22 protein-coding genes and 2 tRNA genes are annotated in these 24793 nt (G+C 64.0%); 14 read left to right on the top strand and 10 right to left on the bottom strand.

The genetic code is table 11. The features are described 5' to 3' along the window. Positions 1-47: 47 nt before the first annotated feature. Genes CGLAUT_RS09630 through CGLAUT_RS09615 form a run of 4 tightly spaced genes read left to right on the top strand, consistent with a single transcriptional unit; the run spans position 48 to position 4726 of the window. Complete coding sequence (locus CGLAUT_RS09630) at positions 48-1031, top strand: glycosyltransferase (protein WP_290184877.1); 984 nt, start codon at positions 48-50, stop codon at positions 1029-1031. Next, a complete protein-coding gene (locus CGLAUT_RS09625; protein WP_290184876.1) occupies positions 1024-2124 on the top strand; it encodes a glycosyltransferase family 4 protein in 1101 nt (366 codons plus the stop codon). The genes CGLAUT_RS09630 and CGLAUT_RS09625 overlap by 8 nt, the downstream gene beginning before the upstream one ends. Before the next feature lie 5 nt (positions 2125-2129). Beyond that, complete coding sequence (locus tag CGLAUT_RS09620; RefSeq protein ID WP_290184875.1) at positions 2130-3911, top strand: glycosyltransferase; 1782 nt, start codon at positions 2130-2132, stop codon at positions 3909-3911. An 11-nt stretch (positions 3912-3922) separates the two neighbouring features. After that, entirely contained in the window at positions 3923-4726 is an 804-nt protein-coding gene (locus tag CGLAUT_RS09615; protein WP_290184873.1) for an N-formylglutamate amidohydrolase, read from the top strand. 65 nt (positions 4727-4791) lie between these two features. On the opposite strand, the gene CGLAUT_RS09610 is transcribed toward CGLAUT_RS09615, so the two are convergent. The 4 genes from CGLAUT_RS09610 to CGLAUT_RS09595 all read right to left on the bottom strand — a co-directional run bounded on the left by CGLAUT_RS09610 (position 4792) and on the right by CGLAUT_RS09595 (position 8651). Continuing rightward, positions 4792-6084, bottom strand: coding sequence for a cytochrome b/b6 domain-containing protein (locus tag CGLAUT_RS09610; protein ID WP_290184872.1), 1293 nt, complete (start codon positions 6082-6084; stop codon positions 4792-4794). 11 nt (positions 6085-6095) lie between these two features. Next, entirely contained in the window at positions 6096-7067 is a 972-nt protein-coding gene (locus tag CGLAUT_RS09605; protein ID WP_290184871.1) for an electron transfer flavoprotein subunit alpha/FixB family protein, read from the bottom strand. Positions 7068-7070: 3 nt separating this feature from the next. Continuing rightward, positions 7071-7847, bottom strand: coding sequence for an electron transfer flavoprotein subunit beta/FixA family protein (locus CGLAUT_RS09600; protein ID WP_290184869.1), 777 nt, complete (start codon positions 7845-7847; stop codon positions 7071-7073). A 105-nt stretch (positions 7848-7952) separates the two neighbouring features. Further along, positions 7953-8651 (bottom strand): DUF1542 domain-containing protein, encoded by a 699-nt coding sequence (locus tag CGLAUT_RS09595; protein WP_425551699.1) that lies wholly within the window; start codon positions 8649-8651, stop codon positions 7953-7955. A gap of 241 nt (positions 8652-8892) precedes the next feature. On the opposite strand from CGLAUT_RS09595, the gene CGLAUT_RS09590 reads away from it, so the two are divergent. After that, positions 8893-8967 (top strand) — tRNA-Gly (locus CGLAUT_RS09590). Between the two features lie 90 nt (positions 8968-9057). On the opposite strand, the gene CGLAUT_RS09585 is transcribed toward CGLAUT_RS09590, so the two are convergent. Then, positions 9058-10236 carry an IS1249 family transposase gene (locus tag CGLAUT_RS09585; RefSeq protein ID WP_290184867.1) on the bottom strand — a complete coding sequence of 393 codons (1179 nt, stop codon included), beginning with the start codon at positions 10234-10236 and terminating at the stop codon, positions 9058-9060. 257 nt (positions 10237-10493) lie between these two features. Here CGLAUT_RS09585 and CGLAUT_RS09580 point away from each other — a divergent pair. From CGLAUT_RS09580 to CGLAUT_RS09565, 4 genes are all read left to right on the top strand, one after another. Then, positions 10494-10567 (top strand) — tRNA-Pro (locus CGLAUT_RS09580). A 35-nt stretch (positions 10568-10602) separates the two neighbouring features. After that, on the top strand, positions 10603-11964 hold the full coding sequence (tig, locus tag CGLAUT_RS09575) for a trigger factor (RefSeq protein WP_095660538.1): 1362 nt from the start codon (positions 10603-10605) through the stop codon (positions 11962-11964). 197 nt (positions 11965-12161) lie between these two features. Next, positions 12162-12755, top strand: coding sequence for an ATP-dependent Clp protease proteolytic subunit (locus tag CGLAUT_RS09570; protein ID WP_095660537.1), 594 nt, complete (start codon positions 12162-12164; stop codon positions 12753-12755). A 33-nt stretch (positions 12756-12788) separates the two neighbouring features. Then, entirely contained in the window at positions 12789-13409 is a 621-nt protein-coding gene (locus CGLAUT_RS09565) for an ATP-dependent Clp protease proteolytic subunit (RefSeq protein WP_290184863.1), read from the top strand. A 71-nt stretch (positions 13410-13480) separates the two neighbouring features. Here the strand turns inward: CGLAUT_RS09565 and CGLAUT_RS09560 are convergent, their stop codons facing one another. From CGLAUT_RS09560 to CGLAUT_RS09545, 4 genes are read right to left on the bottom strand one after another with little or no spacing between them, the layout of a single operon-like run. After that, positions 13481-14086 carry a hypothetical protein gene (locus tag CGLAUT_RS09560; RefSeq protein ID WP_290184861.1) on the bottom strand — a complete coding sequence of 202 codons (606 nt, stop codon included), beginning with the start codon at positions 14084-14086 and terminating at the stop codon, positions 13481-13483. 36 nt (positions 14087-14122) lie between these two features. Continuing rightward, a complete protein-coding gene (locus CGLAUT_RS09555) occupies positions 14123-14905 on the bottom strand; it encodes an alpha/beta fold hydrolase (protein ID WP_290184859.1) in 783 nt (260 codons plus the stop codon). A gap of 19 nt (positions 14906-14924) precedes the next feature. Then, complete coding sequence (locus CGLAUT_RS09550; RefSeq protein WP_290184857.1) at positions 14925-15536, bottom strand: hypothetical protein; 612 nt, start codon at positions 15534-15536, stop codon at positions 14925-14927. 18 nt (positions 15537-15554) lie between these two features. Beyond that, entirely contained in the window at positions 15555-16328 is a 774-nt protein-coding gene (locus tag CGLAUT_RS09545) for an alpha/beta fold hydrolase (protein ID WP_290184855.1), read from the bottom strand. 145 nt (positions 16329-16473) lie between these two features. On the opposite strand from CGLAUT_RS09545, the gene clpX reads away from it, so the two are divergent. Continuing rightward, the gene (gene clpX, locus CGLAUT_RS09540) at positions 16474-17751 is read left to right on the top strand and encodes an ATP-dependent Clp protease ATP-binding subunit ClpX (RefSeq protein ID WP_290184853.1); all 1278 of its coding nucleotides are present in this window, start codon (positions 16474-16476) and stop codon (positions 17749-17751) included. A 7-nt stretch (positions 17752-17758) separates the two neighbouring features. Here clpX and CGLAUT_RS09535 read toward each other — a convergent pair whose 3' ends face one another. Then, a complete protein-coding gene (locus CGLAUT_RS09535; RefSeq protein ID WP_290184851.1) occupies positions 17759-18514 on the bottom strand; it encodes a TetR/AcrR family transcriptional regulator in 756 nt (251 codons plus the stop codon). A 183-nt stretch (positions 18515-18697) separates the two neighbouring features. Here CGLAUT_RS09535 and CGLAUT_RS09530 point away from each other — a divergent pair, with 183 nt between their 5' ends. The 4 genes from CGLAUT_RS09530 to CGLAUT_RS09515 are packed head-to-tail and all read left to right on the top strand — an operon-like array spanning position 18698 to position 24760. Further along, positions 18698-19699 carry a malate dehydrogenase gene (locus CGLAUT_RS09530; protein WP_290184849.1) on the top strand — a complete coding sequence of 334 codons (1002 nt, stop codon included), beginning with the start codon at positions 18698-18700 and terminating at the stop codon, positions 19697-19699. A gap of 27 nt (positions 19700-19726) precedes the next feature. Then, positions 19727-22465: a valine--tRNA ligase gene (locus tag CGLAUT_RS09525; protein WP_290184847.1), complete on the top strand. Its 2739-nt coding sequence runs from the start codon at positions 19727-19729 to the stop codon at positions 22463-22465. Beyond that, on the top strand, positions 22458-23909 hold the full coding sequence (locus CGLAUT_RS09520; protein WP_290184845.1) for a bifunctional folylpolyglutamate synthase/dihydrofolate synthase: 1452 nt from the start codon (positions 22458-22460) through the stop codon (positions 23907-23909). Before CGLAUT_RS09525 ends, CGLAUT_RS09520 begins: the two co-directional genes overlap by 8 nt. Continuing rightward, positions 23906-24760: an ATP-grasp domain-containing protein gene (locus CGLAUT_RS09515; protein WP_290184844.1), complete on the top strand. Its 855-nt coding sequence runs from the start codon at positions 23906-23908 to the stop codon at positions 24758-24760. The genes CGLAUT_RS09520 and CGLAUT_RS09515 overlap by 4 nt, the downstream gene beginning before the upstream one ends. Positions 24761-24793 lie beyond the last annotated feature (33 nt).

The raw sequence follows: 24793 nt of genomic DNA, 5'->3' as shown, positions 1-24793 counted from the left end.
GCGGTGAACGTAAGTGCGAAAGATGCGAGAGGGATTATATTAGTGGAGTGCACAGCGGTTCCCCCGAAATCCGGGTGCTTTCGATCCCGGCAGAACACCCCTATACGCAGGCGATTCGTCCTGTGAATGTGGCGTACCTGCCGGACCCGGACATCGACGGGAATTGGTGGCCGCACCCTGCCTTCACTGCCGAGTACTGGCGTGCGATACCCCCGCAGGAGTACCCCGCCGTGATGCACGTGCATTTCGGCTTCGAGCACTTCACGCCCGCGCAGATCCGCGAGCTCGTAGACGTGCTGCCCGTGCCGCTCGTGGTCACCGCGCACGACATTGAGAACCCGCATCTTGCCGACGCGCAGGGTCAGCGCGACCACCAGGAGCGCCTCCAGATTCTCCTCGACGCCGCCGACGCGGTGCTCACGCTCACCGACTGTGCCGCCGCGACCCTGCGGGACGCGTTCGGGGTGGCGCACGTGGACGTCGTCAAGCACCCTGCTCTTGCGAGCCCTGTTGATGTTGACCGTGCGCCGCGCGCAGCGGTGTTTGTGAAGTCCCTGCGCGGCAATGTGGTGGCGGACCCGCAGTTTTACCGTGATATCTCCGGGCGCGTGCCGCTGGACGTCTACGTCCACGACGTGCCGGCTACCGCCGAGCTGCGGGCCGCCCTGCCAGAGGCGCACGTGCACGCGCCGATGAGCGACGCCGAGCTGCACGCCGCGATCGCGAGCGCCACCGCCTGCATCTTGCCGTACACCCGGGGTACGCACTCCGGGTGGCTGGAGCTGTGCCGCGATCTGGGCACCACCGTCGCGGTGCCGGATATCGGCTGCTATGCGGACCAAGCCGACACCGATGCGGCGGTCGCGGTCTACGCGGCGGGCGACGGGCAAGCGGCGGGGGAGGCCGCGGCTCATCTCGTCGCGCGCGGGGCGGTAGCCTACGTAAGCGACCGTGCGCGCGAATTGAAACAGGTTCGGGCCGCGCATGCGGCGATTTACTCAAGGCTTGCACAAGGAGGGCATCATGCTTAACGACGGCCACTTGCGCATCGCCTTCATCGGGCCCGCTCGCTACCCCGTCCGCGAACCGTATGCCGGCGGGCTCGAAGCGTTTTGCCACACCATGGTGAAAGCCTTGCGGGCGGCGGGGCACGAGGTGGATTTCTTCGCCGCGGAAGGCTCCGACGGTAACTGCAAGGCGTTCGAGCTGCCCGGCGTGGACTGGGGCGACCAGATCGACTTGGCCACCGACACCACGTACCCAGCGGGCGGCAAAGAGCGCGAGGATGCTGCGTTTGTAAAGCTGCGCCGACTGCTGGTCGCCGGCGACTACGACGTGGTGCACAACAACAGCTTGAACCCGCTGATCTTCCCCGGCCCGCACAGCCCGGAGTCGCTACCGATGGTGACCACGCTGCACACGCCGCAGGTGGATGAGCTGCAGGCGGCGATCACCGCTGCCGGCACGCGTGCCGGGCACTTTGCAGCGGTGAGCCACACGACTGCGGACGATTGGACGCTGCCTTACGCGCCGACCGTGATTCCGAACGGGGTGAACGTCTCCACCTGGAAGCTCGGCCCAGGCGGCTCCAACGCCATTTGGTTCGGGCGCCTGGTGCCGGAAAAGGGCGCGCACATGGCGATGGACGCCGCGCGCCGCGCCGGGGTGCCCCTGTTGTTGGCGGGACGCAAGGGCGACTGCCGCTATTTCCGCGAAGAGATCGCGCCGCGGCTCGCGCCGGGTGTGGCCGAGTGGCGCGGGACGATGTCGCACACACACCTGCGCGAGCTGGTTGCTAACTCCGGCGTCGCGGTGGTCAGCCCGCGGTGGGAAGAGCCCTTCGGCCTGGTTGCGTTCGAGGCGATGGCGTGCGGCACTCCGGTCGCCGCTTTCGAGCGCGGTGGCTTGGGCGAGCTGCTGTGCCACGCGCCTGCCGCGCTCGCCCCGCCGGATGACATCGACGCGCTGGCGGGGGCGATCCACCGCGCCCGTGAAATCGACCGCGCCGCGGTGCGCGAATGGGTGGTGGAGCACCACTCGCTGACGCAGACCGCGCGCACCTATGTGGAGCTCTACCGCCAGGTCCACTACGGCTACCTCGCCGCCCAGGTGAAGGGGGCATAGGGCACTTGGCCACGATTGGTATTTACGCCCACCACCACGGTTCGGGCCACATTCAGCGTTGCCGCGAGATCCAGCGCGAGCTGCGCGCGCTCGGTCACGAGGCGACGATCCTCTCCACTGCGGAAGGCGCCGATGTGGTGCTTGCCGACGATGCGGGCCACGGCCACCACGGCCGCGCCATGACCGCCGGCGGCACGCTCCACTACGCGCCCTACGGTAACCAGGGGTTGCGCAGCCGCTTTGCGACGCTTGCCGGGTGGACCGCAGACAACGCCCCCGACGCCTTCTACGTGGACGTGTCCGTCGAGGTAGGAGTGTTCCTACGCCTGATGGGCATCCCGGTCGTCGCGCACGCGATGCCGGGCCTGCGCGACGACGCGCCCCACCAGCTCGCCTACACCCAGGCCGATGCCCTGATCGCCGCCTGGCCCGACTGGATCGAAACCCCTGAGCACCTTCGCGGGCACGAGGAGCGCCTGCACGCCGTCGGCGGGATTTCGCGGCTCACTCCCGCGCCGGGCATCGAGCGCGATCCGCACGCTGTGCTGGTCATGGCCGGCAAGGGCGGCTCCACCTGGGAACCGGAAGACTGGGCTGCGGTCGAAGCCGCCTGTCCCGAGTACACGTTCACGTTCCTCACCGGTGAAAACCGCGTCGACGACCCGACCGAACTCCTGCAGCGTGCCGGGGTCGTGGTCGCGGCGGGCGGACAAAATTCGATCGCGGATATTGCCGTGACCAACGCGCCGGCCATCCTGCTGCCGCAACCGCGGCCCTTCATCGAGCAAAAACTCAACGCCCAAGTGCTCCGAGACGCCGGCCTGGCCGTCGTCCCGGACGGATTTCCGCCCGCTGCTGAGTGGCCAACGCTGCTCGCGCAGGCGAAGGCGCTGAATCCCGACTGGTATCGGTGGCAGACGGACGGTGCCGCGCGGCGGGCCGCGGAGGTGGTCGCTGGGGTGGCCACGGGGGCGTCGTCAAGCAAAATTGCCCTGGTGACTCTTGCTGATGCGAACCGGAAAGCCCACCTCACGCACCAGGTGAACCTGAAGCCCGAGGGCACTGACCACATCACCGTCGCGCTCGCTGATGCTGACGAGCTGCGTAAAGCGGTGCCGAAGTCGCACGTGGTCGAGGCAGAGCCACAACTAGCGGATGCGAGGAACCTCGCCGCGGCCCGCAACCTCGCCGCGCGCACCGCGATCGAACGCGGCGCGGAGATAATCGTGTTCCTCGACGCCGACTGCGTGGCGTCTTCGCAGCTTGTGCCGCTGTACGTGCGCGCGCTCGAGGCGCACCCGGACGCCGTGGTCGCAGGTCCGGTGACGTACATGCGCGAGGGCGAGCTGCGCACCGTGCGCCCCGATCCGCACCCGGCGCGCCCGAATCCGCCCGTCGGCGAGCTGGAACTCGCCCACGACTACAACCTGTTCTGGTCCCTGTCATTTGCCATGACCGCCGACACCTGGGCGCGCATCGAGCGCGACTTCGGCGGTTTCGACACCGGGTTCACCGGCTATGGCGGCGAGGACACCGACTTCGCCCGGCAACTTCAGCGCCACGGCTTCGAGCTTTACTGGGTCGGCGGCGCGCACGCGTTCCACCAGTGGCACCCGGTTTCGTCGCCGCCGTGGGAGCACCTCGAGGACATCGTCGCCAACGCGAACTACTTCCACGCCAAGTGGGGCAGTTGGCCCATGGAGGGCTGGCTGGACAAGTTCGCGGAGGCAGGGGCAATTTCGCTTATCGACGGCACCTGGCAAGCGCAAACCCCTACCTCGCAATAACCTACCGAGGTATGTACGACTACCTCACCATCGACGCCGGTGCGAAAGATTGCCCCGTGATCCTGCACGTGCCACACGCTTCGCGCCACATCCCGGACGAGGTGGCCGCCGACTTCGTGGCCACGCCGGAGCAAGTGGAAACCGAACTTGACCGCGTCACCGACACTGGTACCGACACCCTGGCCGCCGCCGCGCACGCGCAGTTCGGTGGGCGGTGCTGGATGGCCACCAACGGGATCTCGCGCGTGGTGGCGGACCCGGGCCGGTTCTACAACCAGCGCGACTCGATGGAAGCGTCCGGGCGCGGGCCGGTGTACACGCGGCTTGCCGACGGCGACCTGCTGCGCCCGCTCGGCTTCGACGACTCCGAACTGAAGGCGAAGTACTTCTACCCGTACGACGACGCAATGTCGGAGTTGGTCGGGGAGCGCCTACGCGATACAGGTGCGGCCGTGATCGTGGACATCCACTCCTACAACGACCAGCCCGATGAGTACCGCATTCACGCCGGCAAACTGCTGCCGGATGTGTGCATTGGCACCCACTCCGTGCACTCGCCGGCCATCCTCACCGACACCGCGGCACGGATCTTCTCCGAGGCCGGTTTCAAGGTGGAGCGCAACACCCCGTTCACCGGCGTCTACATTCCGGTGGAGTTCGAGATGAACGCCAAGGTGCTCGGCATCATGTTTGAGGTGCGCGACGATCTGCTGGCGGAGGGTTCAGAGACGGCAGATCGAGTGGCAGCGGCGCTCGCAGAGGTGATCCGCGAAGCTGAGGTGATCGCGAACACCGAGATGGGCCGCCCGCACTAATCGGCGCCGGATTTTCCGACGCGCGGAATTTTCCGCGACGCGGAATCTTCTGCCACGCGGAATTTCTAGCGTTGGCTCACAGAGCCGAACTTGCCCGCGACCGGTGCGACCAGCACCGGCTTGGCAGCGAACCACGCGGCTGCAATCGCTGCGAGGGCACCGAGGAACACCAAAGCACCGGTCCAGCTCGACGCGTCGTTGGACGACGCGAACATTGCGTTGAGGTTGAGCCGCAGCCCGGTGAGCGCCACCAGTGCCACGTGGATGATGGTGAACACGATGAAGAACACCATGACCGGGAAGTGGATCGCACGAGCTGCGGACATGGGGAACCACTTCTGTTTCTTCGGCCACCACGGGCTCATCCGCAGGCCCGAAATGATGGCCAGCGGTGCCGCAAGGAACACCACCGCGAAATACATCAACTCTTGGAGCGCGTTGTAATGCACCCACGGGTCCTCGGTAGGCCACTCGAGGGAGAGGTACTGGATCCCAGCGGAGATCGCGTTGGGGATGACTTCCCAGCTCGTCGGTACAATTCGCATCCACTGGCCGGTGGTAAAGAGCAAGATGTAGAACAAAGCTCCGAGCGCGATCCACGCGACATCCAGGACCAGGTGCATCCAGAGCGTCAGCGAGATCTTCGCCTTGGGGTTGTTCTTCGGCGCCCAGTAGGCCGGTGGCTTAGTTTCGGTGCGCACACTCCAACCGGTTTTCACGATCAGCGCCATGAGGAACATGTTGAAGAAGTGCGCCCACCCAAGCCACGCGGGAAGCCCCACCGGTGCGCTCTCGGGCAGCGGCTGGGTGCCGTCGTAGCGAGCGATGAAGTCCGCGCCGGTGGCGGAATTGATGAACCACCGCGAAGCCAACACGCCGATAAGCAGCATCACGGCCGCTGCCACCATTGGCCACACCCACGTGCGTGCACCCTTACCGGTAGCGGCTTCTGCCGGTTTAGTGGCCGGGCGTTTCGCCGGTTGCGCGGCCGCTGCTGGCTGCTCGACCGCTGGTGTTTGGGATGCCGTGTCGGGCTGCGGGCGTTCGGGCGACGCAGTGATGCGGGTCGACCCGGCCGCGGCTTTGCCTGCAGCCGCTGCTTCGGGTGCAGGCTCGGATTCGGATTCGGGTTGGATGCCCTCGATCATCACGCTGGTCACTGGCGGCCAAGGCTCGCCGCCGGGCACTCGCGGGAGGCCGCGGCGAACCGCCACCTCGACCAACTCGCTTTGAGGTGCAGCTTCGGCGGGTGCCACGGAGACGTCGAGGGTGCCTTCCGGCAACTCAATCGTTTCTACGGGCGGCCAGGGTTCGCCGCCTTGGACTCGGGGCAGCCCCCGGCGGACAGGTACTTGCACTCCCGCCCCCATTACTTTCCAGCCTCGCTTGCGTCCTTGCGGGACTCGATCTCGGTGATGATCTCCGGCACGAGGTCGAAGATGTCGCCGATGATGCCGAAGTCGGAAATCTCGAAGATCGGCGCGTCCTCGTCCGAGTTGATCGCCACAATCACGTCGGAGGTCTGCATACCCACCAAGTGCTGGACCGCGCCGGAAATGCCCACGCCGATGTAGAGCTTCGGGCTGACCATCACGCCGGTCTGACCGATCTGCGCCTCGTAGGGAACCTGGCCCTCATCCACGGCGGAACGGGTAGCGCCGACCGCGGCGCCGAGCGCGTCGGCAAGACCGCCGACGAGTTCCTCGAACATGTCCTCGTCACCAAGCGACACGCCACCGGCAACCACCTTGTCCGCAGTGGCAAGCTCGGGGCGGGACGATTCCCTTTCGATCGGAGAGACCTCTTTTACCTCGGCGAAACGCTTGCCGGACGACTCAACCTTAAGGTCAATCACCTCAGGCGTGGCCGCCTCCGCGCGCGCTTCCACCGCGCCGACACGCACCGTCACCACCGGGCTCAGGTGCGTTGCGGCACCCACGGTTGAAAACGCGCCGCCGTAGTTGGAGTGGTCGGTGACAATGCCGTCGGCATCGCGGCGGATTCCCGTGGCGTCGGTAAGCAATGCTCGACGCAAGCGAACCGCAAGGCGCGCGGCGACATCGCGACCGCGAACCGTGTGCGCGCAGACCACCGCAACCGGGTTGAGCTGGTTGAACGCGCTTTCGGCGGCGTCGACAAGCGGAAGTGTTTGCGCATCGCTCGGCAACGGTGCGACGAGCACCTGCGTGGCACCGAGCTGGCCGAGCTCCTCGGCGTGTTCGCGGGAGTCAGTGACCACCGCGGGCGTGCCGATCGCACTCGCTGCGCCGATGAGCTCGGCAGCAGTCGGCGCGAGGCCGTCATGGCCAGCGTCCAAAATGACAAGAACGGTTGCACTCATCGGTTACACCAGCCCCTTCGATTCCAGGAAGTCCACAAGTTGCTTCGCCGCGGTCGGCCCAGCGTCGATAATCTCGCCGCGCTCGCGGGCGGGGCGGCGCTCCACCGACACCATGATCGAGCGCGGACGCGAATAATCCTCCGGATCAATGCCCAGCTCAGCCAGCGTGACCTCGCCCAGTTCCTTCTTCTTCGCCGCCATCAGGCCCTTGAAGTTGGGGAATCGGGGGTCAGGAAATTCGTCAGACACAGCCACAATCGCAGGCAGGGAAGCTTCAAGCTTGACGACGGCACCGTCACTGACCTGCACCGCCTCAACCCGAGAGCCATCGAATGACACTTCAGTGAGGTTCGAAAGCGCGGGCCAGTCCAGCAGCTCGCCGACCAGTGGCGCCATCACACCGGAGGCGCCGTCGGAGGAGGCCGCACCTGCAATGACTAGGTCGTAGCCGTTCTTCTGAATCAGCGCCGCAAGCACCTCGGCGGTGAGCGTGACATCGGCACCGATCAGCGCATCGTCGGAAACGAGGTACCCCTCATCCGCGCCCATCGCGATGCCGCGACGCACCGAGTCTGCCGCCGATGCGGGGCCCACCGTGAGGACGTGGACTTCGGTGCTGTCTGCGGCGCCTTCCTTGATGCGCAGCGCCGCCTCGACGGCGCGTTCGCCGACCTCGTCCGCAACCACGTCGCCGGAGCGGTCGGTCAGCCCCGTTTTCAAGTTCATATCGCGGTCGCTGTAGGTATCAGGGACCTCTTTCAGCAGCACTGCTATGCGCACTGGTGCTCCTTTATGTGGCGTCTCTGGAGGCTGGGATGAACGCCGGAGAGTTTACCTCACGCAGGTAGGCGGGCCTAAAAGTTGTATTCGCGCAACCGGGCCGGGCTAGAAGTCGAAGCCCCCGAAGTCGAAACCGCCACCGCCGAAGTCTCCACCGAAATCGCCGCCAAAGTCGCCGCCGCCCATGTCTCCCATGTCGCCGCCGACATCGCCCATATCACCCATATCGCCTGCAGCATCGGTGCCACCGAAGTCGCCGGCCTCGAACTCAGCCGCGCTCGGGGTGCCGGCCATGCCTGCGAACATGGCGGAGTAGAACATCATCGAGCTCGCCGCCCACATGCCGGTCATCATCGCCGGTGCCCACCACGCGGCCGAGTACCAACCAGCTGGGACTGGGCGTCCGGCCACGGCACCGCCGGGGTAGTAGTGCGGGGTCTGCTCAGTGGCAACGGGGGAGGCGGTGATGACGGTGCCGTCCTCCTGCTGCACCGAGCGCGTCTCGGTGACGCGGCCAGCCTGGCGCTGGCCCTCGAGCTCGGGCAGCTGAGGGCCGGCCGGCAGACCCATGATCTCGCGGGCGGCGTTGACGTAGTGCAGGCCCTCAAGCGCGGATTCGCGCGCGAGCATCGCTTGCTTGACGGTGCGGGCATCAGCAAGGCCCGCAGATGCTGCGTTAAAACGCTCGGACGCATCGGCCATGGCCTGGGTTGACGCTGCGTCGTTGCCCGAGATTGACAACACCTGCGAGCCGAGGCGGTCGGTCCAACGTTTTGCGTCAGCCAAAGCGTCGTCAAGCTGCATTTGCTCTCGCTGCTGCAACTGTTGCCTGGAACCTTGACCCCCGCCGTTCATCATCGGAACGAAGAGGGCGACAAGAGCAAGCAGGAGAAGGAGGGTGAAAAGGCTCATGGGTGCTCCAAAGATGTGATTGTGATGTACCTATCTTCGTAACGCTCAAGTGGACCACGATGTTCCGGATGGGAGGTGGCGTTTGGAGGCCTGGGCCCCGCTGCGTTACTATTTCAAGCGCGTTTAGCGCACTGGGAATGTCGTATAGTGGCTAATACCTCAGCCTTCCAAGCTGAAGACGCGGGTTCGATTCCCGTCATTCCCTCCACGAAACATGCATGGTCCGGTCCGCGCAGGCGGGCCGGATTTTTGCGGGTTAAGGGTCAAAAAGTGTGTCTGGCTCGGCGTGTCGTGGGGGTTAGATGTGGCCTTTTTGGATGCCGATTGAGTGGTTGTAGTTGGTGTCGATAGCGTTGTCGTAGAGGGCTGGTCGTCCTGTTTCGTGGTCGGCTTGGTTCTCGTTGTGGGTCAGGATTTGGACTTTGGCGAGTTGATCCTTTCCCCAGTTGGATTGTCTGGCGATCTTGATGGGGTCGTCAGGCAGTTCTGTTTTCAGGTACAACCACCAGTCGAGCATGCGGCGTTGGTGTTCGTTGGTGCGCCCGCGGTGGGCGTAGGCAAGGGCTTTGACTTGGGCGTTGATCCCGCCTTCAAGACTGTTGGTGGTGGCTTTGACTCGGGCGGGATCGAGCACTTCTTCGGGTGGGTCGAGGTAGACAAACAGCAGGTTGTTTCGCCATAGGTGATGCAAGCTGTTGTAGGCCTTGCGCACACTGGGGTGCGTCCAGGTGGTGACCCACATTCCGGTGGCGGGGTCTTTGCTTCTGGTTTTCTCGTTCATCCAGCTTTGGTAGATGGTGGAGAATTCATGCAGCTGCCCACCCCAGGTGGCGGCCTGGTCCAGTGTGGTGATTTGGGTGAGGTTGAGCGCTAACCGGTAGATCGTTTGTCCTGCGTCGGTGCGTGGGTGTGAGGTGGTGTGACGGCGCACGACGCGTTGGGCGTGGACTAAGCAGCGCTGCACTTTAGTGGTTGGCCAGCAGATTTTGATCGCGCTTGCTGCGCCTTGCCCGCCGTCGAGCACGACGATCAAGGGGGCGGGGATGCGTGAGAGCAGGTGTTGGTAGTCGCGGCTGGTTTCCCGGTAGCACCAGTGCCAGGCGATGACGTGGTCGAGGGTTGCGGCGACGATCAGACATCCGCCTGCGGTGTAGGTGCCGTCGATGAAGATCTGGTCGTAGACGCGCCCGGTGTGATCGATGGTGGGATCAGGCACGTCAACGAGCCAGCACCAGGTGAAACGCCGTTTCAGGGTGGAGTGGCTGACGCCGAGTCGTTTCGCGGTAGCGGAGAGGGTTTCCGTGGTGGTGCAGTGCGTGATGAATTGGGCAAACGTGGCTGCGTTGGTGACATCGAGGCGCTTTTTGGAGGTAGAGAAACCGCAGGCTTTACACCGCCAGCGAGTTGTGCCTTTGGATGTGGTGCCGTTGCGTTTCATCTCAGCGCCGCAGTGGCAGCGTGGTCGGTTCTTTGGCATTGGGTCACAACACCACCAGCCCATACCACATCCCGGTTGCCACACCGAGGATTTCGCCGACCCCAGCCCGGTATACGCCCTGGAAGCGTATACTTTCGCCGAAGAACGAGGTCAGGTACCGAAAATCACCGAATCCAGACACACATTCTGACCCTTAACCCATTTTTGCGTTTCGGTGCGGCTTAAAAGGCCCCCAACAAACTGTCTAATTGTTGGGCGCTACAATTAGCCGCTGTGAGTTGGGGCAGCCCAGCTTACGGGGCGTGGCGCAGTTTGGTAGCGCACCTGCTTTGGGAGCAGGGGGTCGCAGGTTCAAATCCTGTCGCCCCGACTAGGAAACATCGATAAGTAGTACAGGAGTAATCCGTGAAGTCATCCGTCGAGAAGCTCAGCGACACCAGAGTCAAGCTGAACGTCTCTGTCCCGTTCGACGAGCTGGGCAAGGAGATCGACCAGGCATACAAGGCGATCGCGCAGCAGGTCACCATCCCGGGTTTCCGTCGCGGTAAGGCTCCGCGCCAGCTTATCGACGCCCGCTTCGGCCGCGGTCCCATCCTTGAGCAGGTAGTCAACGACATGCTGCCGACGCGCTACGACGCTGCGCTGAACGAGAACGAAATCAACCCGATCGGCCAGCCGGACATCGAGATCACCAAGATCGAGGACAACGACGTGGTCGAGTTCACCGCCGAGGTGGACGTGCGCCCGGAGATCACCGTGCCGGACTTCTCCAAGATTGCCGTCACCGTGCCGGCACTCAAGGTTGACGATGAGGCGCTTGAGGCCGAGCTGGACAGCCTGCGCGGCCGCTTCGGTGAGCTGAAGGACACGAAGCGCAAGCTCAAGACCGACGACTTCGCCGTGATCGACATCGAAGCGACCATCGACGGCGAGAAGCTCGACGAGGCTTCCACCGAGGGCCTGAGCTACCAGATCGGCTCCGACGACCTGATCAAGGGTCTGGACACCGCACTGCGCGGCCTGAAGACCGGCGAGGACGCCGAGTTCACCACCACCATCGAGCACGGCGAGCACAAGGGCGAAGAGGCCACCATCAAGGTCACCGTCCAGCAGACCAAGGAGCGCAAGCTTCCGGAGCTTGACGACGAGTTCGCTCAGATGGCATCCGAGTTCGACACCGTCGACGAGCTGCGCGAGAACACCCGCACCCAGCTCGAGGAGAACAAGAAGGCGCAGCAGGCTGCGGACATCCGCGACGAGGTACTCAAGGCCGCCCTCGCCGAGGCGACCTTTGCACTGCCAGAGTCCATCGTGGACGAACAGGTGCACAACCAGCTCCACCAGCTGCTCGGCCAGCTCGCACACGACGAGAACGCGTTCGCGCAGCTGCTCGAGGCCCAAGGCACGACCCGCGAGGAGTTTGACAAGCAGTCCCGCGAGCAGGCAGAGGAGTCGGTGCGCACCCAGCTGTTCCTCGACGCCGTTGCAGAGCAAGAGCAGCCGGAGGTCTCCCAGGAGGAGCTCACCGACCACATCCTGTTCACCGCGCAGTCCTACGGCATGGACCCGAACCAGTTCGTGATGGAGCTGCAGCAGTCCGGCCAGATTGCGAACCTGTTCTCGGACGTGCGCCGCGGCAAGGCACTTGCAGTCGCCATCGCACGAACCTCCGTCACCGACGACGAGGGCAACACGGTTGACCCGAACGAATACTTCGGCGACATCGAGGACGAGGCAGACTCCACCGAAGCTTCCGAGGAGAAGTAGCGTCCCAAACCAAGCCCCGGCAGCGGCAACGGCAACCCGTGCAGCTGCCGGGGCTTTCGCTATCCCCGGCGGATAAAAACCGCCTACAAACCCAACCCGTACGCCAAAAGCGAACACTCCTGGCCTGTGTGGAATGGCCGAGTAGGGTGGTGGCGTTACCCATAACGAAACACCAATTGAGCAAAGGAGCGGTGCACATGACTAACCCAGCCAGCGGCATGAATCTGGGAGATTCCGTCTACGAGCGTCTGCTGCGCGAGCGCATTATTTTCCTCGGCCAGCAGGTCGACGACGAGATTGCTAACAAGCTTTGCGCCCAGATTCTGCTGCTCTCCGCAGAGGATCCGACTCGCGATATCAACCTCTACATCAACTCCCCGGGTGGCTCGGTCACCGCGGGCATGGCCATCTACGACACGATGAAATACTCCCCGTGCGACGTAGCCACCTACGGAATGGGCCTGGCCGCGTCGATGGGCCAGTTCCTCCTTTCCGGCGGTACCAAGGGCAAGCGTTACGCGCTGCCGCACGCCCGCATCATGATGCACCAGCCGTCCGCCGGCGTTGGCGGCACCGCGGCAGACATTGCGATCCAGGCTGAGCAGTTCGCGCAGACTAAGCGCGAAATGGCAGAGCTCATTGCGGAGCACACCGGCCAGAGCTTTGAGCAGATCACCAAGGACTCGGACCGCGACCGCTGGTTCACCGCCCAGGAGGCCCGCGACTATGGCCTCGTCGACCACGTCATCGAGACCGCTGCCCAGGCTGGCGAATACTCGATCGGCGAGTAAGCACAGCACGAGCAAGAAGCAAAGGAGCAACCAATGACTTTCCAGATGCCCAATTCCCGCTACGTGCTGCCGCAGTTCTTGGAAGAGACCAGCTTCGGCACGAAGCAGATCGACCCGTACGGCAAGCTGTTCGAGGAGCGCATTGTCTTCCTGGGCACCCAGGTCGACGACACCTCCGCCAACGACATCATGGCGCAGCTGCTGGTGCTCGAGTCCCAGGATCCGGACCGCGACATCACCATGTACATCAACTCGCCGGGCGGCTCGTTCACCGCGCTCATGGCTATCTACGACACCATGCAGTACGTCCGCCCCGACGTCCAGACCGTCTGCCTCGGCCAGGCTGCATCTGCCGCCGCCGTGATCCTCGCCGCCGGTGCACCGGGCAAGCGCGCTGCGCTGCCGAACTCCCGCGTGCTCATCCACCAGCCGGCAACTGAAGGCACCCAGGGCCAGGTTTCTGACCTGGAGATCCAGGCTGCAGAGATCGAGCGCATGCGCCGCCTCATGGAGGACACCCTGGCGCAGCACACCGGCCGCACCTCGGAGCAGGTCCGCATTGACACCGACCGCGACAAGATCCTCACCGCGGCCGAGGCTGTCGAGTACGGCATCATCGACCAGGTCTTCGACTACCGCAAGCTCAACGCATAAAGAGCTTTTCGCTTAATGACGGCGCGAGCGCCCACCCAATTCCACGGGTCGGGCGCTCGTTGCGTTTTTGACTATGGCTGCGAGAACGTGCGGTCAGGGCCGGCAACGGTGAAGGAATCGTTGCCGAATCCGCATTGGATGCTCGCATCATCAGGCACCTGACACCAGGCGCCGTTGAATTCCACCCGCTGACCCGGCTGGAGCGGGGAATCCGGGTTCTCGAAGGGAACGCCCTCGACAATTCCCCAGATGATCTCACCGTCTGGCGCAAAAATCACTGAGGTTGGGCGGCCAGTGAACGGTCCCCACGGTCGGCCGGGCATATCCTCGAGGTTGGGCACGTCGGCGGGTGCTGTGGCGTCGCACGAGATATTGGCGTCGCTTAACAGGCAGAAGTAGTTCACGCCCGCCAGTGGCGTGAGGATGGCGATGTGGCTCTCGCTGCCAGGGATCTTGAACGGCTCGGCCGAGACGGTTTCATACGACGGCTCGGTTTCCGTCGTCTCCTCGGGTGTCTCGGACGCGGTAGGCGTATCGGAGGTATCGGAGGTATCGGAGGAAGCCGGCGCATCCTTTGGCGTCGTCGACGGTTCGTCCGAATCCTCCTGGGAGCCGCTGCAGCCAGCCAAACTAACGCAGGTCAGTACCGCGAGAACTCGTTTCGTCACCATGTGCACGCGCCGAACCCTACCGCGTTCCGTTGACCACAGGTTCTATTTCTGAAGGAACGTGAGCAGCGCCTCGTTGAACGCATCCGGATTCTCCACCGACTCCTGGTGGGAGGCCCGGTCGATCACAACGAACTCCACCGGTCCGCCGACCCCCTGGGCAATCTTTTCTACCTCGGCAGGAGGAGTGAAGCCGTCTTCAGCGGCGGCGATCACGAGCGACGGGCAGGTGATCTTGTCCAGCTGGTCGGTGAAGTCCCACGTGGCTAGAGCATCGCAATTCTGTGCGTAGCCCTCGGCATCCACTCCGGCGACGGTGTCTCGCATGCGCTGGTACTCCTCAGCGTTGTGCTCGCGGAACTGCTCGGTGAAGACACCGGCTACGAAGTCGTCGGCAATCGCTTCCATGCCCTGTTCGCGTACGGTACGTGCATCGTTGTACCACTCCTCACCGCCGAGGAACGGGGCGGTGCAGGCGAAGACGGCCCTGGTCACCCGGCCGCTGTTCGCGGCGAGCCACTGTGCGAGCGCGCCGCCAAGGGAGACACCGACGACGGCGAAGTACCGAACGCCAACGGAGTCGAGGGCGCGAAGCGTATCTTCGCAGAGCAGTTGGATCGTGGTGGTGCCGGGTTCGGCGTCGGGGGTTTGGGATGCGCCGTGGCCCCGGTGGTCCACAGTGACCACTCGGTAGGTGTTTCCGAGTGCGGGGATGACCTTGGACCAGGCCTCGTGGGTAGAAGCGATGGAGCTGAGCAGCACGACCGTCTCAGCTTCATCTTGGTTGCCGAGCGTGTTGACAGTGAGGTGTGGGTGTGGGTGCGACATGCATCCATTGTGCCAATTCTTAGGAGTCGCAAAAGACGACCGCGTTGCGGATAGCCTCGGGGGCCTTCTCAAAGTCGTTCTTGCTCCAGCAGACTCCGCCGTTGTGCTCGGAGACCGGGTCGATGCTCACCCAGCCTGAACCGCGGGCCTCCCAGAAGTACTGCTGGCCGTCGGAGGTGACGGTGCGAGCCCACTCGCGGTTGCAGAAGGTGCTGAATTCTTCGCCCTCTTTCGCTTCGGCCTGGGCTGGCCAAGCACATGCGGCTCCTGGGAGGCTCGGGGCGGGTGCGGGAGCGGGCCGGACGTTGCGTCGCGGTGCGGGTGCTGGCTCGTCCCTATCGCCGGAGTCGTCTGCGTCACCAGAGTCATCGGAATCATCCGAGTCGTCTGCATCGCTGTCCTCATTGTCGTCTTCGTCCTCGCCCTCCTCGGCGTCGTCTTCGCCGTCTTCGCCATCGTTTCCGAAGCCGAAATCAAACGTCACTGGTGCGGGCGAAGTGCCGTCTGCGCTGGTGTAGGGGAAGTCGAGTTCCGGTTCAACCAAGCGGGCCTCCTCGTCGGCACACCCCGCAGCTACCAGTCCTAGTGAGACGGCAGCGACTACGGCGGGGAGGCGGAGGAAGCTTTTCACGTGGTCTAGGCTAGCCCATCAATCCAGGAGAAACTGAGTCAGCGCTTTGTTGAATTCCTCGGGATTCTCTACTGCGACTTGGTGCGAACCAGGGTTGATCACCACCGATTCCACTGGCCCCGCGACGCCGTTGGCGATCTTCTCAAGCTCCTCCGGAGGAGTGCCAGGGTCTTGGGCACCAGCGATTGTGAGTACCGGGCAAGTGATTTTGCTCAACTCGGAAGCAAAATCCCACTTAGCCAATGCGTCGCCATTCTGCGCGTAGCCTTCGGCGCCCACCGCGGCCGCCATGTCCCGGATGCGACGCACCTCATCCGGGTACTCCTCGCGGAATGATTCAGTGAACCAGTTCTCCACAAACCCGTCCGCCAAGGCATCCATGCCTTTTTCGCGGGCAATGCCGGTGCGCTCGGACCACTTCTCCTCGCCGCCGAGATAGGTAGCGGTGCAGCAGAACACCGCCCTGTCTACCCGGCCGCTGTTTGCGGTCAGGTACTGCGCCAGCGCTCCACCCAACGACAGGCCGACCACGGTGAAGCGGTCGACGTTGATGGTGTCGAGGGCGGTCAAGATGTCGTCGCAAAGCATTTGCACCGTGGCCGAGCCCTGCGCAACTTTGGGGGTTTCGGACTTGCCGTGACCGCGGTGATCCACTGTGACCACCTGGAACTCTTCCTCGAGTGCGGGGATGACCTTGGACCAAGCCTGGTGGGTAGTGGCGATGGAACTGAGGAGCACCACTGTGCGATCCGCTTCCTTATTGCCGAAAATGTTCACGTCAAGGTTTGTCATCGTGGCTCCTTCGCGTCGGTGGGTTCTTGCTCACCATTGTCCCCGGTTGCGGTGTGGTGCGCTACGGTGACGTTTGACTGGGTAAGTATGCTGAGAAGACCATCGCCAACACGGCGACCGATATGGCGGGAGTTTTTGAAGGTACATGGCAGTAACGCATGACAGCTCTGAACTACTGAAGTGCTCGTTTTGCGGTAAAACGCAAAAGCAGGTTCGTAAGCTGATTGCCGGGGGCGGCGTCTACATCTGCGACGAGTGCATTGAGCTGTGCAACGAGATCATTGAGGAGGAGCTCGCCGGCGCCAACCAGGCCTCCAACGGGGACAGCGAGCGGCTGCCCCGCCCGTCCGAGATCACCGCGTTTCTGGACGAGTACGTGATTGGTCAAGACGCCGCGAAGCGAACCTTGGCTGTTGCCGTGTACAACCACTACAAGCGCGTCCGTGCTGAGCAGACCGTGCTGGGCAGCCGGCGGCGCGACGAGGAAGTGGAGATCGCCAAATCCAACATCCTCCTGCTCGGCCCCACCGGTTCTGGCAAGACCTACCTCGCACAGACGCTCGCGCGTATGCTCAACGTGCCGTTCGCGATCGCGGACGCGACCAGCCTGACCGAGGCCGGCTACGTAGGCGAGGATGTGGAGAACATCCTGCTCAAGCTGCTACAGGCAGCGGACTTTGATGTCAACCGCGCGCAGACCGGCATAATCTACGTCGACGAGGTGGACAAGATCTCTCGCAAAAGCGAGAACCCCTCGATTACCCGCGATGTCTCCGGCGAGGGCGTACAGCAAGCGCTGCTGAAGATTCTTGAAGGCACGGTAGCTTCGGTGCCACCGCAGGGTGGGCGCAAGCACCCGAACCAAGAGTTCATCCAGTTAGATACCACCAACATCTTGTTCATCGTCGCCGGCGCGTTCGCCGGCTTGGACAAGGTAGTGGCAGAGCGCGTGGGTAAGAAGGGCATCGGCTTCGGTGCGGAGATCGATTCCAAGACCGAGCGCGATGAAGCGAACCTGCTGGCTCAGGTGCAGCCGGGTGACCTGGTGAAGTTCGGTTTGATCCCGGAGTTCATCGGGCGTCTGCCCATCATCGCGCACGTGGACAACCTGGACCGGGAGTCGCTGGTGCGTGTGCTGACGGAGCCAAAGAATTCGCTGGTGAAGCAGTACCAGCGACTGTTCAACATGGACGGCGCGGAGCTCACGATCACCGAAGAGGCGCTCGGGGAGATCGCCGACAAGGCTGCCGAGCGCAAGACTGGTGCCCGCGGCCTGCGCGCCATCATGGAGGAGCTGCTCGTGCCGGTGATGTACGAGCTGCCGGACCGCGAGGACATCTCCGAAGTGGTGATCACGGACGCCGTGGTGCGTGGCGAGGCTGAGCCAGAATTCCTGGCAAAGGACGAGAAGGCGTCGGCGTAGCCGCCGGCTAGTAGATCTCGCTGCGGGTGACCTCGTAGGCCTTCGCCGCCGCCGAGTTCGCGGTGTCGCGCTCCGGGTTAGACGCAAGGTAGGAGTCGTATCCCGAGTGCGGGATGTTCGAGGTCAAAAACGCCAATACCGCGTCGATGACCATGCGACGCATGCCCTCGGTGTTGCGCTGGCTGGCAAAGTCGATGCGGCTCATGGCGTAGCTGGTTGAAGCGTGGGTAATCCGCAGGTCGCACAACGCCACAACCAGCGCCAAGACATCTTCTGCGCAAATACCTGGGCGAAACGCGCCCGCATCCTGGCCGAGCAGGAGCAAGCGTTCAACGTGCAGCGTGATGTCGTTGCTGCGGTCGCCGGTGGTGAGTTCCTCAACGTCCAGGATTGGGTCGAGGTTTTCGCGCAAAATAAGCCGGATGCAATCCGGGCTTTCGAGGAACACGTGGAAGAAGGAGTCCACAAACCGCCGAATCCCTTCCACGGGGACGGCGTAGGAGCGATCCAGCACCTCGTGCGGCGGAGCGATGCGCGCCACCGCCCGCTTCACCGCGCGTTCGTAGAGGTCCTTCTTGTCGCCAAAGTGGTAGTGGATCATGCGCTTGGACATGCCAGATTCGGCGGCGATGGTTTCCAGCTTGGTCTGTTCGAACCCGTCGCGGGCGAACCTGACGATAGCGGCGTCCACAGCAAGTTCGAGTTCAGCGTTTGCGGATTCGGAGGTCGGGAGGTGGGCAGCGTCAGCGGGGCTGTGCGTCACGCGAAACTCCTTTCCCTTGGTACCGCCAACAATCGTGCCCCAGTGAACGGGTGCGTGAGGCGTCCTCAGCAAAAAGATGAAGATTTTTCGCATTTGGGGGTACTCAACCGCGCCAAAACGGGGGGAGTATTGCGCGAGTACGCTGGGACTTACAGTTCATGCGAACACAGATGAGGAGGAGCCATGACTGCCTTTGCCACGTCCAGTTCCGCGAAAACACCTGTGAAGGTGACTGTCACCGGCGCCGCCGGCAACATCGCGTATTCGTTGCTGTGGCGCGTCGCCGCGGGTGACGTTTTCGGGCCGGATCAACCGGTGGAGCTGACCCTGTTGGAGATTCCGGATGCGATGCAGGCAGCCGAGGGCACCGCGATGGAGCTCGCCGATTCCGCAATGCCGTTGCTAAAAGGCATCAACGTCACCGACAACCAGCGCGAGGGTTTCGAGGGCACAAACGCCGCATTCCTTGTCGGAGCGAAGCCGCGGGGCAAGGGGGAATCGCGCTCCGACATGCTCGAAGCAAACGGCCGCATTTTCATCGAGCAGGGCAAAGCGCTTAACGACGGGGCGGCCCAGGACGTTCGCGTGCTGGTAGTGGGCAACCCCGCGAACACCAACGCCTACATCGCGTCGAAGGCCGCCGGCGACGTGCCCGCAGAGCAGTTCAACGCGCTGATGCGCCTCGACCACAACCGCTCGCTGTCCATGCTCAGCCAGAAGCTGGATGCCGCGCCCGAGGAGTTCTCCCGCGTCGTGGTGTGGGGCAACCACTCCGACACTCAGTTCCCGGATCTGACGTATGCCCAGCTGCGCGGCGAGAACGTGAGCGATCAGATTGACCAGAACTGGTACACCGAGGAGTTCATCCCGCGGGTTGCCAAGCGCGGCGCGGAGATCATCGAGGTACGGGGGAAGTCCTCGGCCGCCTCTGCCGCTTCTGCGGCCGTGGATCACATGCGCGATTGGGTACAGGGTACCGATGGTCGCTGGACCACGGTCGCGCTGCCGTCCACATGCGAATACGGCGTCGACGAAGGCTTGGTGTTCGGTTTCCCGGTGATCGGTGTGGGCGGCAAGTGGCAAGTGGTTGAGGATCTGGAGATCAACGAGTTCCAGCGCCCGCGCATCGATGCCAACATCGAGGCGCTGCGCGAAGAAGCCAAGGTGGCCGACGCGCTGAGCTAGCCTGCACGGCTACTACAATGGCCAAGCGTGACTGAAGCAAATCGTGATCTGGTAGGTACCAACCGCGCGGACGCGCTCCCTAAGAACTGGGAGCCGCAGCAGGTGGAGGCCGGACTGTACGAAGGCTGGGTCGAGGCCGGCTACTTCGAGGCCGACCCGACCTCCGACAGGCCGGCCTACTCGATTGTGCTGCCGCCGCCAAACGTGACCGGCCAGCTGCACATGGGTCACGCGCTCGACCACACACTGATGGATTCGCTGATCCGCCGCAAGCGCATGCAGGGCTTTGAGGTCTTGTGGCTTCCGGGCATGGATCACGCGGGCATCGCCACCCAGACCAAGGTCGAGGCGAAGCTCAAGGCCGAGGAGGGCAAAGACCGTTACGACTACGGCCGCGAAGAGTTCATCGACAAGGTCTGGGAATGGAAGCAGGAGTTCGGTGGGACGATCGCGAAGCAGATGCGAGCGATCGGCGATTCGGTCGACTGGTCACGGGAGCGCTTCACGCTTGACGACGGCCTGTCGCGCGCCGTCCAGACCATCTTCAAGCAGCTCTACGATCGCGGCCTGATCTACCGCGATTACCGCCTGGTGAACTGGTCGCCTGTGCTCGAGACTGCGGTCAGCGACATCGAGGTGGTCTACAACGACGTCGACGGGGAGTTCGTCTCCATCCGCTACGGTTCGCTGAGCGACGACGAGCCGCACCTGATCGTCGCCACCACCCGTGTGGAGACCATGCTTGGCGACGTCGCTATTGCCGTGCACCCCGAAGATGAGCGCTACGCGCACCTGGTTGGTCAGGAGTTCGACCACCCGTTCCGCGACGACCTCAGACTCAAGGTCATTGCAGACGACTACGTGGACATGGAGTTGGGCACCGGCGCTGTGAAGATCACGCCCGCCCACGACCCGAACGACTACGAAATGGGCCTACGCCACGACCTCAACATGCCGATCATCATGGATGAACAGGGCCGCATCGCAAACACCGGCACCCAGTTCGACGGCATGGATCGTTTTGAGGCACGGGTGAAGGTGCGCGAGGCACTCGCCGAGCAGGGACGAATCGTTAAAGAGGTCCGCCCCTACGTCCACTCCGTCGGCCACTCCGAGCGCTCCGGCGAGCCGATCGAGCCGCGCCTGTCCCTGCAGTGGTTTGTGAAGGTCGACGAGCTTGCCCGCATGTCGGGCGATGCGGTGCGCGAGGGTGACACCGTGATTCACCCGCAGTCGATGGAGAAGCGCTACTTCGACTGGGTCGACAACATGCACGACTGGACGATTTCGCGCCAGCTGTGGTGGGGCCACCGCATCCCAATCTGGTACGGCCCGGAGGACGCCAACGGCGACCGTGACATCGTCTGCGTCGGCCCGGACGAGGAGCCGCCGGCAGGCTACGAGCAAGACCCGGACGTGCTGGACACCTGGTTCTCCTCAGCGCTGTGGCCGTTTTCCACGATGGGATGGCCGGATAAGACCCCGGAGCTGGAGAAGTTCTATCCCACCAGCGTGCTGGTCACCGCCTACGACATCTTGTTCTTCTGGGTGGCGCGCATGATGATGTTCGGAACTTTCGCCGGCACGTCCACTCCGGAGATCCTCGGTGAGGGCAAGGACGGCCGCCCGCAGGTACCGTTCACGGACCTTTACCTGCACGGCCTGGTGCGCGACGAGAAGGGCCGCAAGATGTCGAAGTCTTTGGGCAACGGCATCGACCCGATGGACTGGGTGGAGCGCTACGGCGCGGACGCGCTGCGCTTCGCGCTGGCGCGCGGCGCGAACCCGGGCATCGATCTGCCGATCGGCGAGGACAACGCGACCTCGGCACGAAACTTTGCCACAAAGTTGTTCAACGCGACCAAGTTCGCGCTGATGAACGGCGCTGCGGTAGATGAACTCCCGCAGCGGGAGAGTCTCACGGACGCGGACCGCTGGATCCTTGACCGCGCGGAAGAGGTCCGCCGCGATGTCGACGCGTACCTGGACGACTACCAGTTCGCGAAGGCGAACGAGGAGCTCTACCACTTCGCGTGGGATGAGCTGTGCGACTGGTACCTCGAGATTGCGAAGACCCAGATTCCGCGCGACGCCGCTGAGGCAGCGCCTGAGGAGCAGGAGACTGGCCGCAACACCCAAATTGTGCTGGGCCGAGTCATCGACGTGGTCCTGCGTCTCCTGCACCCGACGATGCCGTTCATCACCGAAGTGCTGTGGAAGGCGTTGACCGGCAACGAAACGATCACACTCGCTGCGTGGCCGACCGAGGCGGATACCAACGGTGGTGTCGAGGCGGATCTGAATGCGCGACGCCGCATCGAGGACGCGATCAAGCTGATCACCGAGCTGCGCCGCTTCCGCTCCGACCAGGGTGTCAAGCCGAGCCAGAACGTTCCCGCCCGCCTGGACTTCGCAGCTGCGGACCTAGTGTCGCAGGAAGGCATGGTCCGCGCCATCGCGAAGGTCGAAGCGCCAGCGGAGAGCTTCGCGCCGTCGGCAAGCATTGAGATGCGTCTGAGCAACACCACCCTTGATGTGGCCCTGGATACCTCGGGCACGGTGGACGTGGCAGCGGAGCGCAAGCGCCTGGAGAAGGAGCTGGCTGCGGCACAGAAGGAGCTGGACACCACCGCCGGCAAGCTGGGCAACGAGCAGTTCCTGGCGAACGCGCCGGAACACGTGGTGGAGAAGATCAAGCAGCGACAGCAGGTTGCGCAAGAAGAGTTCGAGCGCGTGACCGCGCGCCTTGAGGGGCTGAATGGATAACGAATACCGCGCCGAGCTCACCGAGCACGGCATCACCATGCGTCTCAACGGGCCCGTTGAGACGGGCGAGGAAGCCGGGGAGCGCACCGTGCCGGCCGAACCGGAGACGCACCCGGACTTCGAGGACGTGGTTGCGCAGCTCGACGCGCGCGCTGGTGCCGTCGACCCAAACCCGTCGCTTGAGCGCATCGCGATGCTGATGGATCTGCTCGGGGAACCGCAGCGTTCGTTTGCCGCGATCCATGTGGCTGGCACCAACGGCAAGACCTCAACAGCGCGGATGAGCGAATCGATCCTGCGCGCGCTCGGCCGTCGCACCGGGTTGTTCACCTCGCCCGAGATGTCGAGCCTGACAGAATGCATCGTGATTGATGGCGAGGAGATCTCGCAGACCCGGTTCGTGGAGACCTATCGCGACATCGAGCCGTACATCGACATGGTGGATGCGCAGTTCGATCCGGGGATGAGCCGCTTCGAGGTGCTGGTCGGTATTGCGTACGCGGCCTTTGCGGACGCGCCGGTGGATGTCGCCGTCGTGGAAGTCGGCATGGGTGGTACCTGGGACGCAACCAACGTGATCGACGCAGACGTTTCCGTGATTACCCCGGTTGGCATGGACCACCAGGCGTTTCTCGGCGAGACAGTGTCCGAGATCGCAGCGCAGAAGGCCGGGATCATCGCGCCGGGTGAGCGCGTGGCCGTCGTCGCCGAGCAGGACGAAGACGCCATGCATGCGATCCTTGAGCGCGCCGTGGAAGTCGATGCCGCGGTCGCTCGCGCCGGGCGCGACTTCACCGTGGGCGAAGCGGTGGTGGCCGTTGGTGGGCAACAGCTCACCCTAAACGGTCTCGGCGGAACGTACGACGACGTCTTCCTCCCACTCGCTGGCGCGCACCAGGCGGCGAATGCGTCGGTGGCCCTTGCGGCTGTCGAGGCGTTTTTTGGTGCTTCGAGCGAGCACCCGCTGGATGCGGACGCGGTGCGCGAGGGCCTTGGCGAAGTAACGGTGCCCGGTCGACTCGAGCGCGTCCACGTCGACCCGATCGTGCTGGTTGATGCGGCCCACAACCCCGCCGGCGCCGACAGCCTCGCGGCGACAATGCAGCGCGACTTCAACTTCCAGTCCGTCATTGGCGTGGTTTCCATCTACGAGGATAAAGATGCGCGCTCCATGCTCACCGCGCTGGAGCCGGTGTGCGCGGAGCTGGTGATCACCCGCAATCGCTCTCCGCGCGCGATGGAGGCACACGACCTGGGAGAGATCGCCGCCGATATCTTCGGCGACTACCGCGTCCGCGTCGAAGAGCACCTCGGTGCCGCGCTCGAGCTGGCCATCGAGCTCGCCGAGGAAGAGGGCCCTGAAGGTGTCGGCGTGCTAGTCACCGGCTCAATCGCCACGGCAGGCGAGTCCCGCGCGTACCTGCGCGCCAGGAAGGGCGAATGAGCGCCTGGTTGGTAACAAACCGGTGGTTGCACTGGGACAAGTTTGAGACGCAGTTCAACCAGCTGCTCGCGGCGGCCGACGGCCGCGTGGACATGCGCCGAGTGCACACCGACTGGGTGGCGTCGCACCTCGATGGAAAGCTGCCGCAGCTCGCGTTGATCATGGACAAAGACGTGGCCACCACCGCCCAGCTTGAATCGCTTGGTGTGCGCTGCGTCAACACTGCACAGGCGATCGCATTGTGCGATAACAAGGCGTACACCCACGCCCGGCTCACCGCTGCGGGCATCGCACACCCTCGCACGGTGGTCGCGCCCTTGACGTTTCGGCCGCTGACGGCAGAGGAATGGGAGGCGAGTGAGTTCGTCGACGCGGTGGAGCGCACGCTCGGTTTCCCCGCGGTGGCCAAGCATGCGGTCGGATCGTGGGGAAGCGGGGTGTTTTTAGTGCATTCCCGCGCGGAGTTGATCGAGGTGCTCACCAAAGCGGCCGGTGCGCCCGTTTTGGTTGAAGAGTTCGTGGCCGGCTCCAGCGGGAGGGATGCACGCATCTACCTCGTGGGGGACACGCCTGTTGCTGCGATGCGCCGCTTCGGGGCGGAGGGAGATTTCCGCGCCAACATCACCGGCGGCGGCCGCGCCGAGGCCTGGAACCCGCCCTCCGAGTACGTCGAGGTAGCGCGCCAAGCCATGGCCGCCCTGGGACTTGAGGTCGGCTCGGTGGATTTCCTCGACGCCTCAGCGCCTCTTGTTGGTGAAGTGAACTCGAACGCGCAGTTTGTCACGCTCGCCGAGACCACAGGCATCGACGTCGCAGCCCAGGTGATCGACTACCTCGAGACGCTGCCTTGACTGCGCAGGTTAGGGACGCAGGAGGGCGCTGAC

Source organism: Corynebacterium glaucum (assembly GCF_030408855.1).
In the GTDB taxonomy this organism is placed as follows: domain Bacteria; phylum Actinomycetota; class Actinomycetes; order Mycobacteriales; family Mycobacteriaceae; genus Corynebacterium; species Corynebacterium glaucum.
This window is presented reverse-complemented; position numbering and strand designations above follow the sequence as displayed.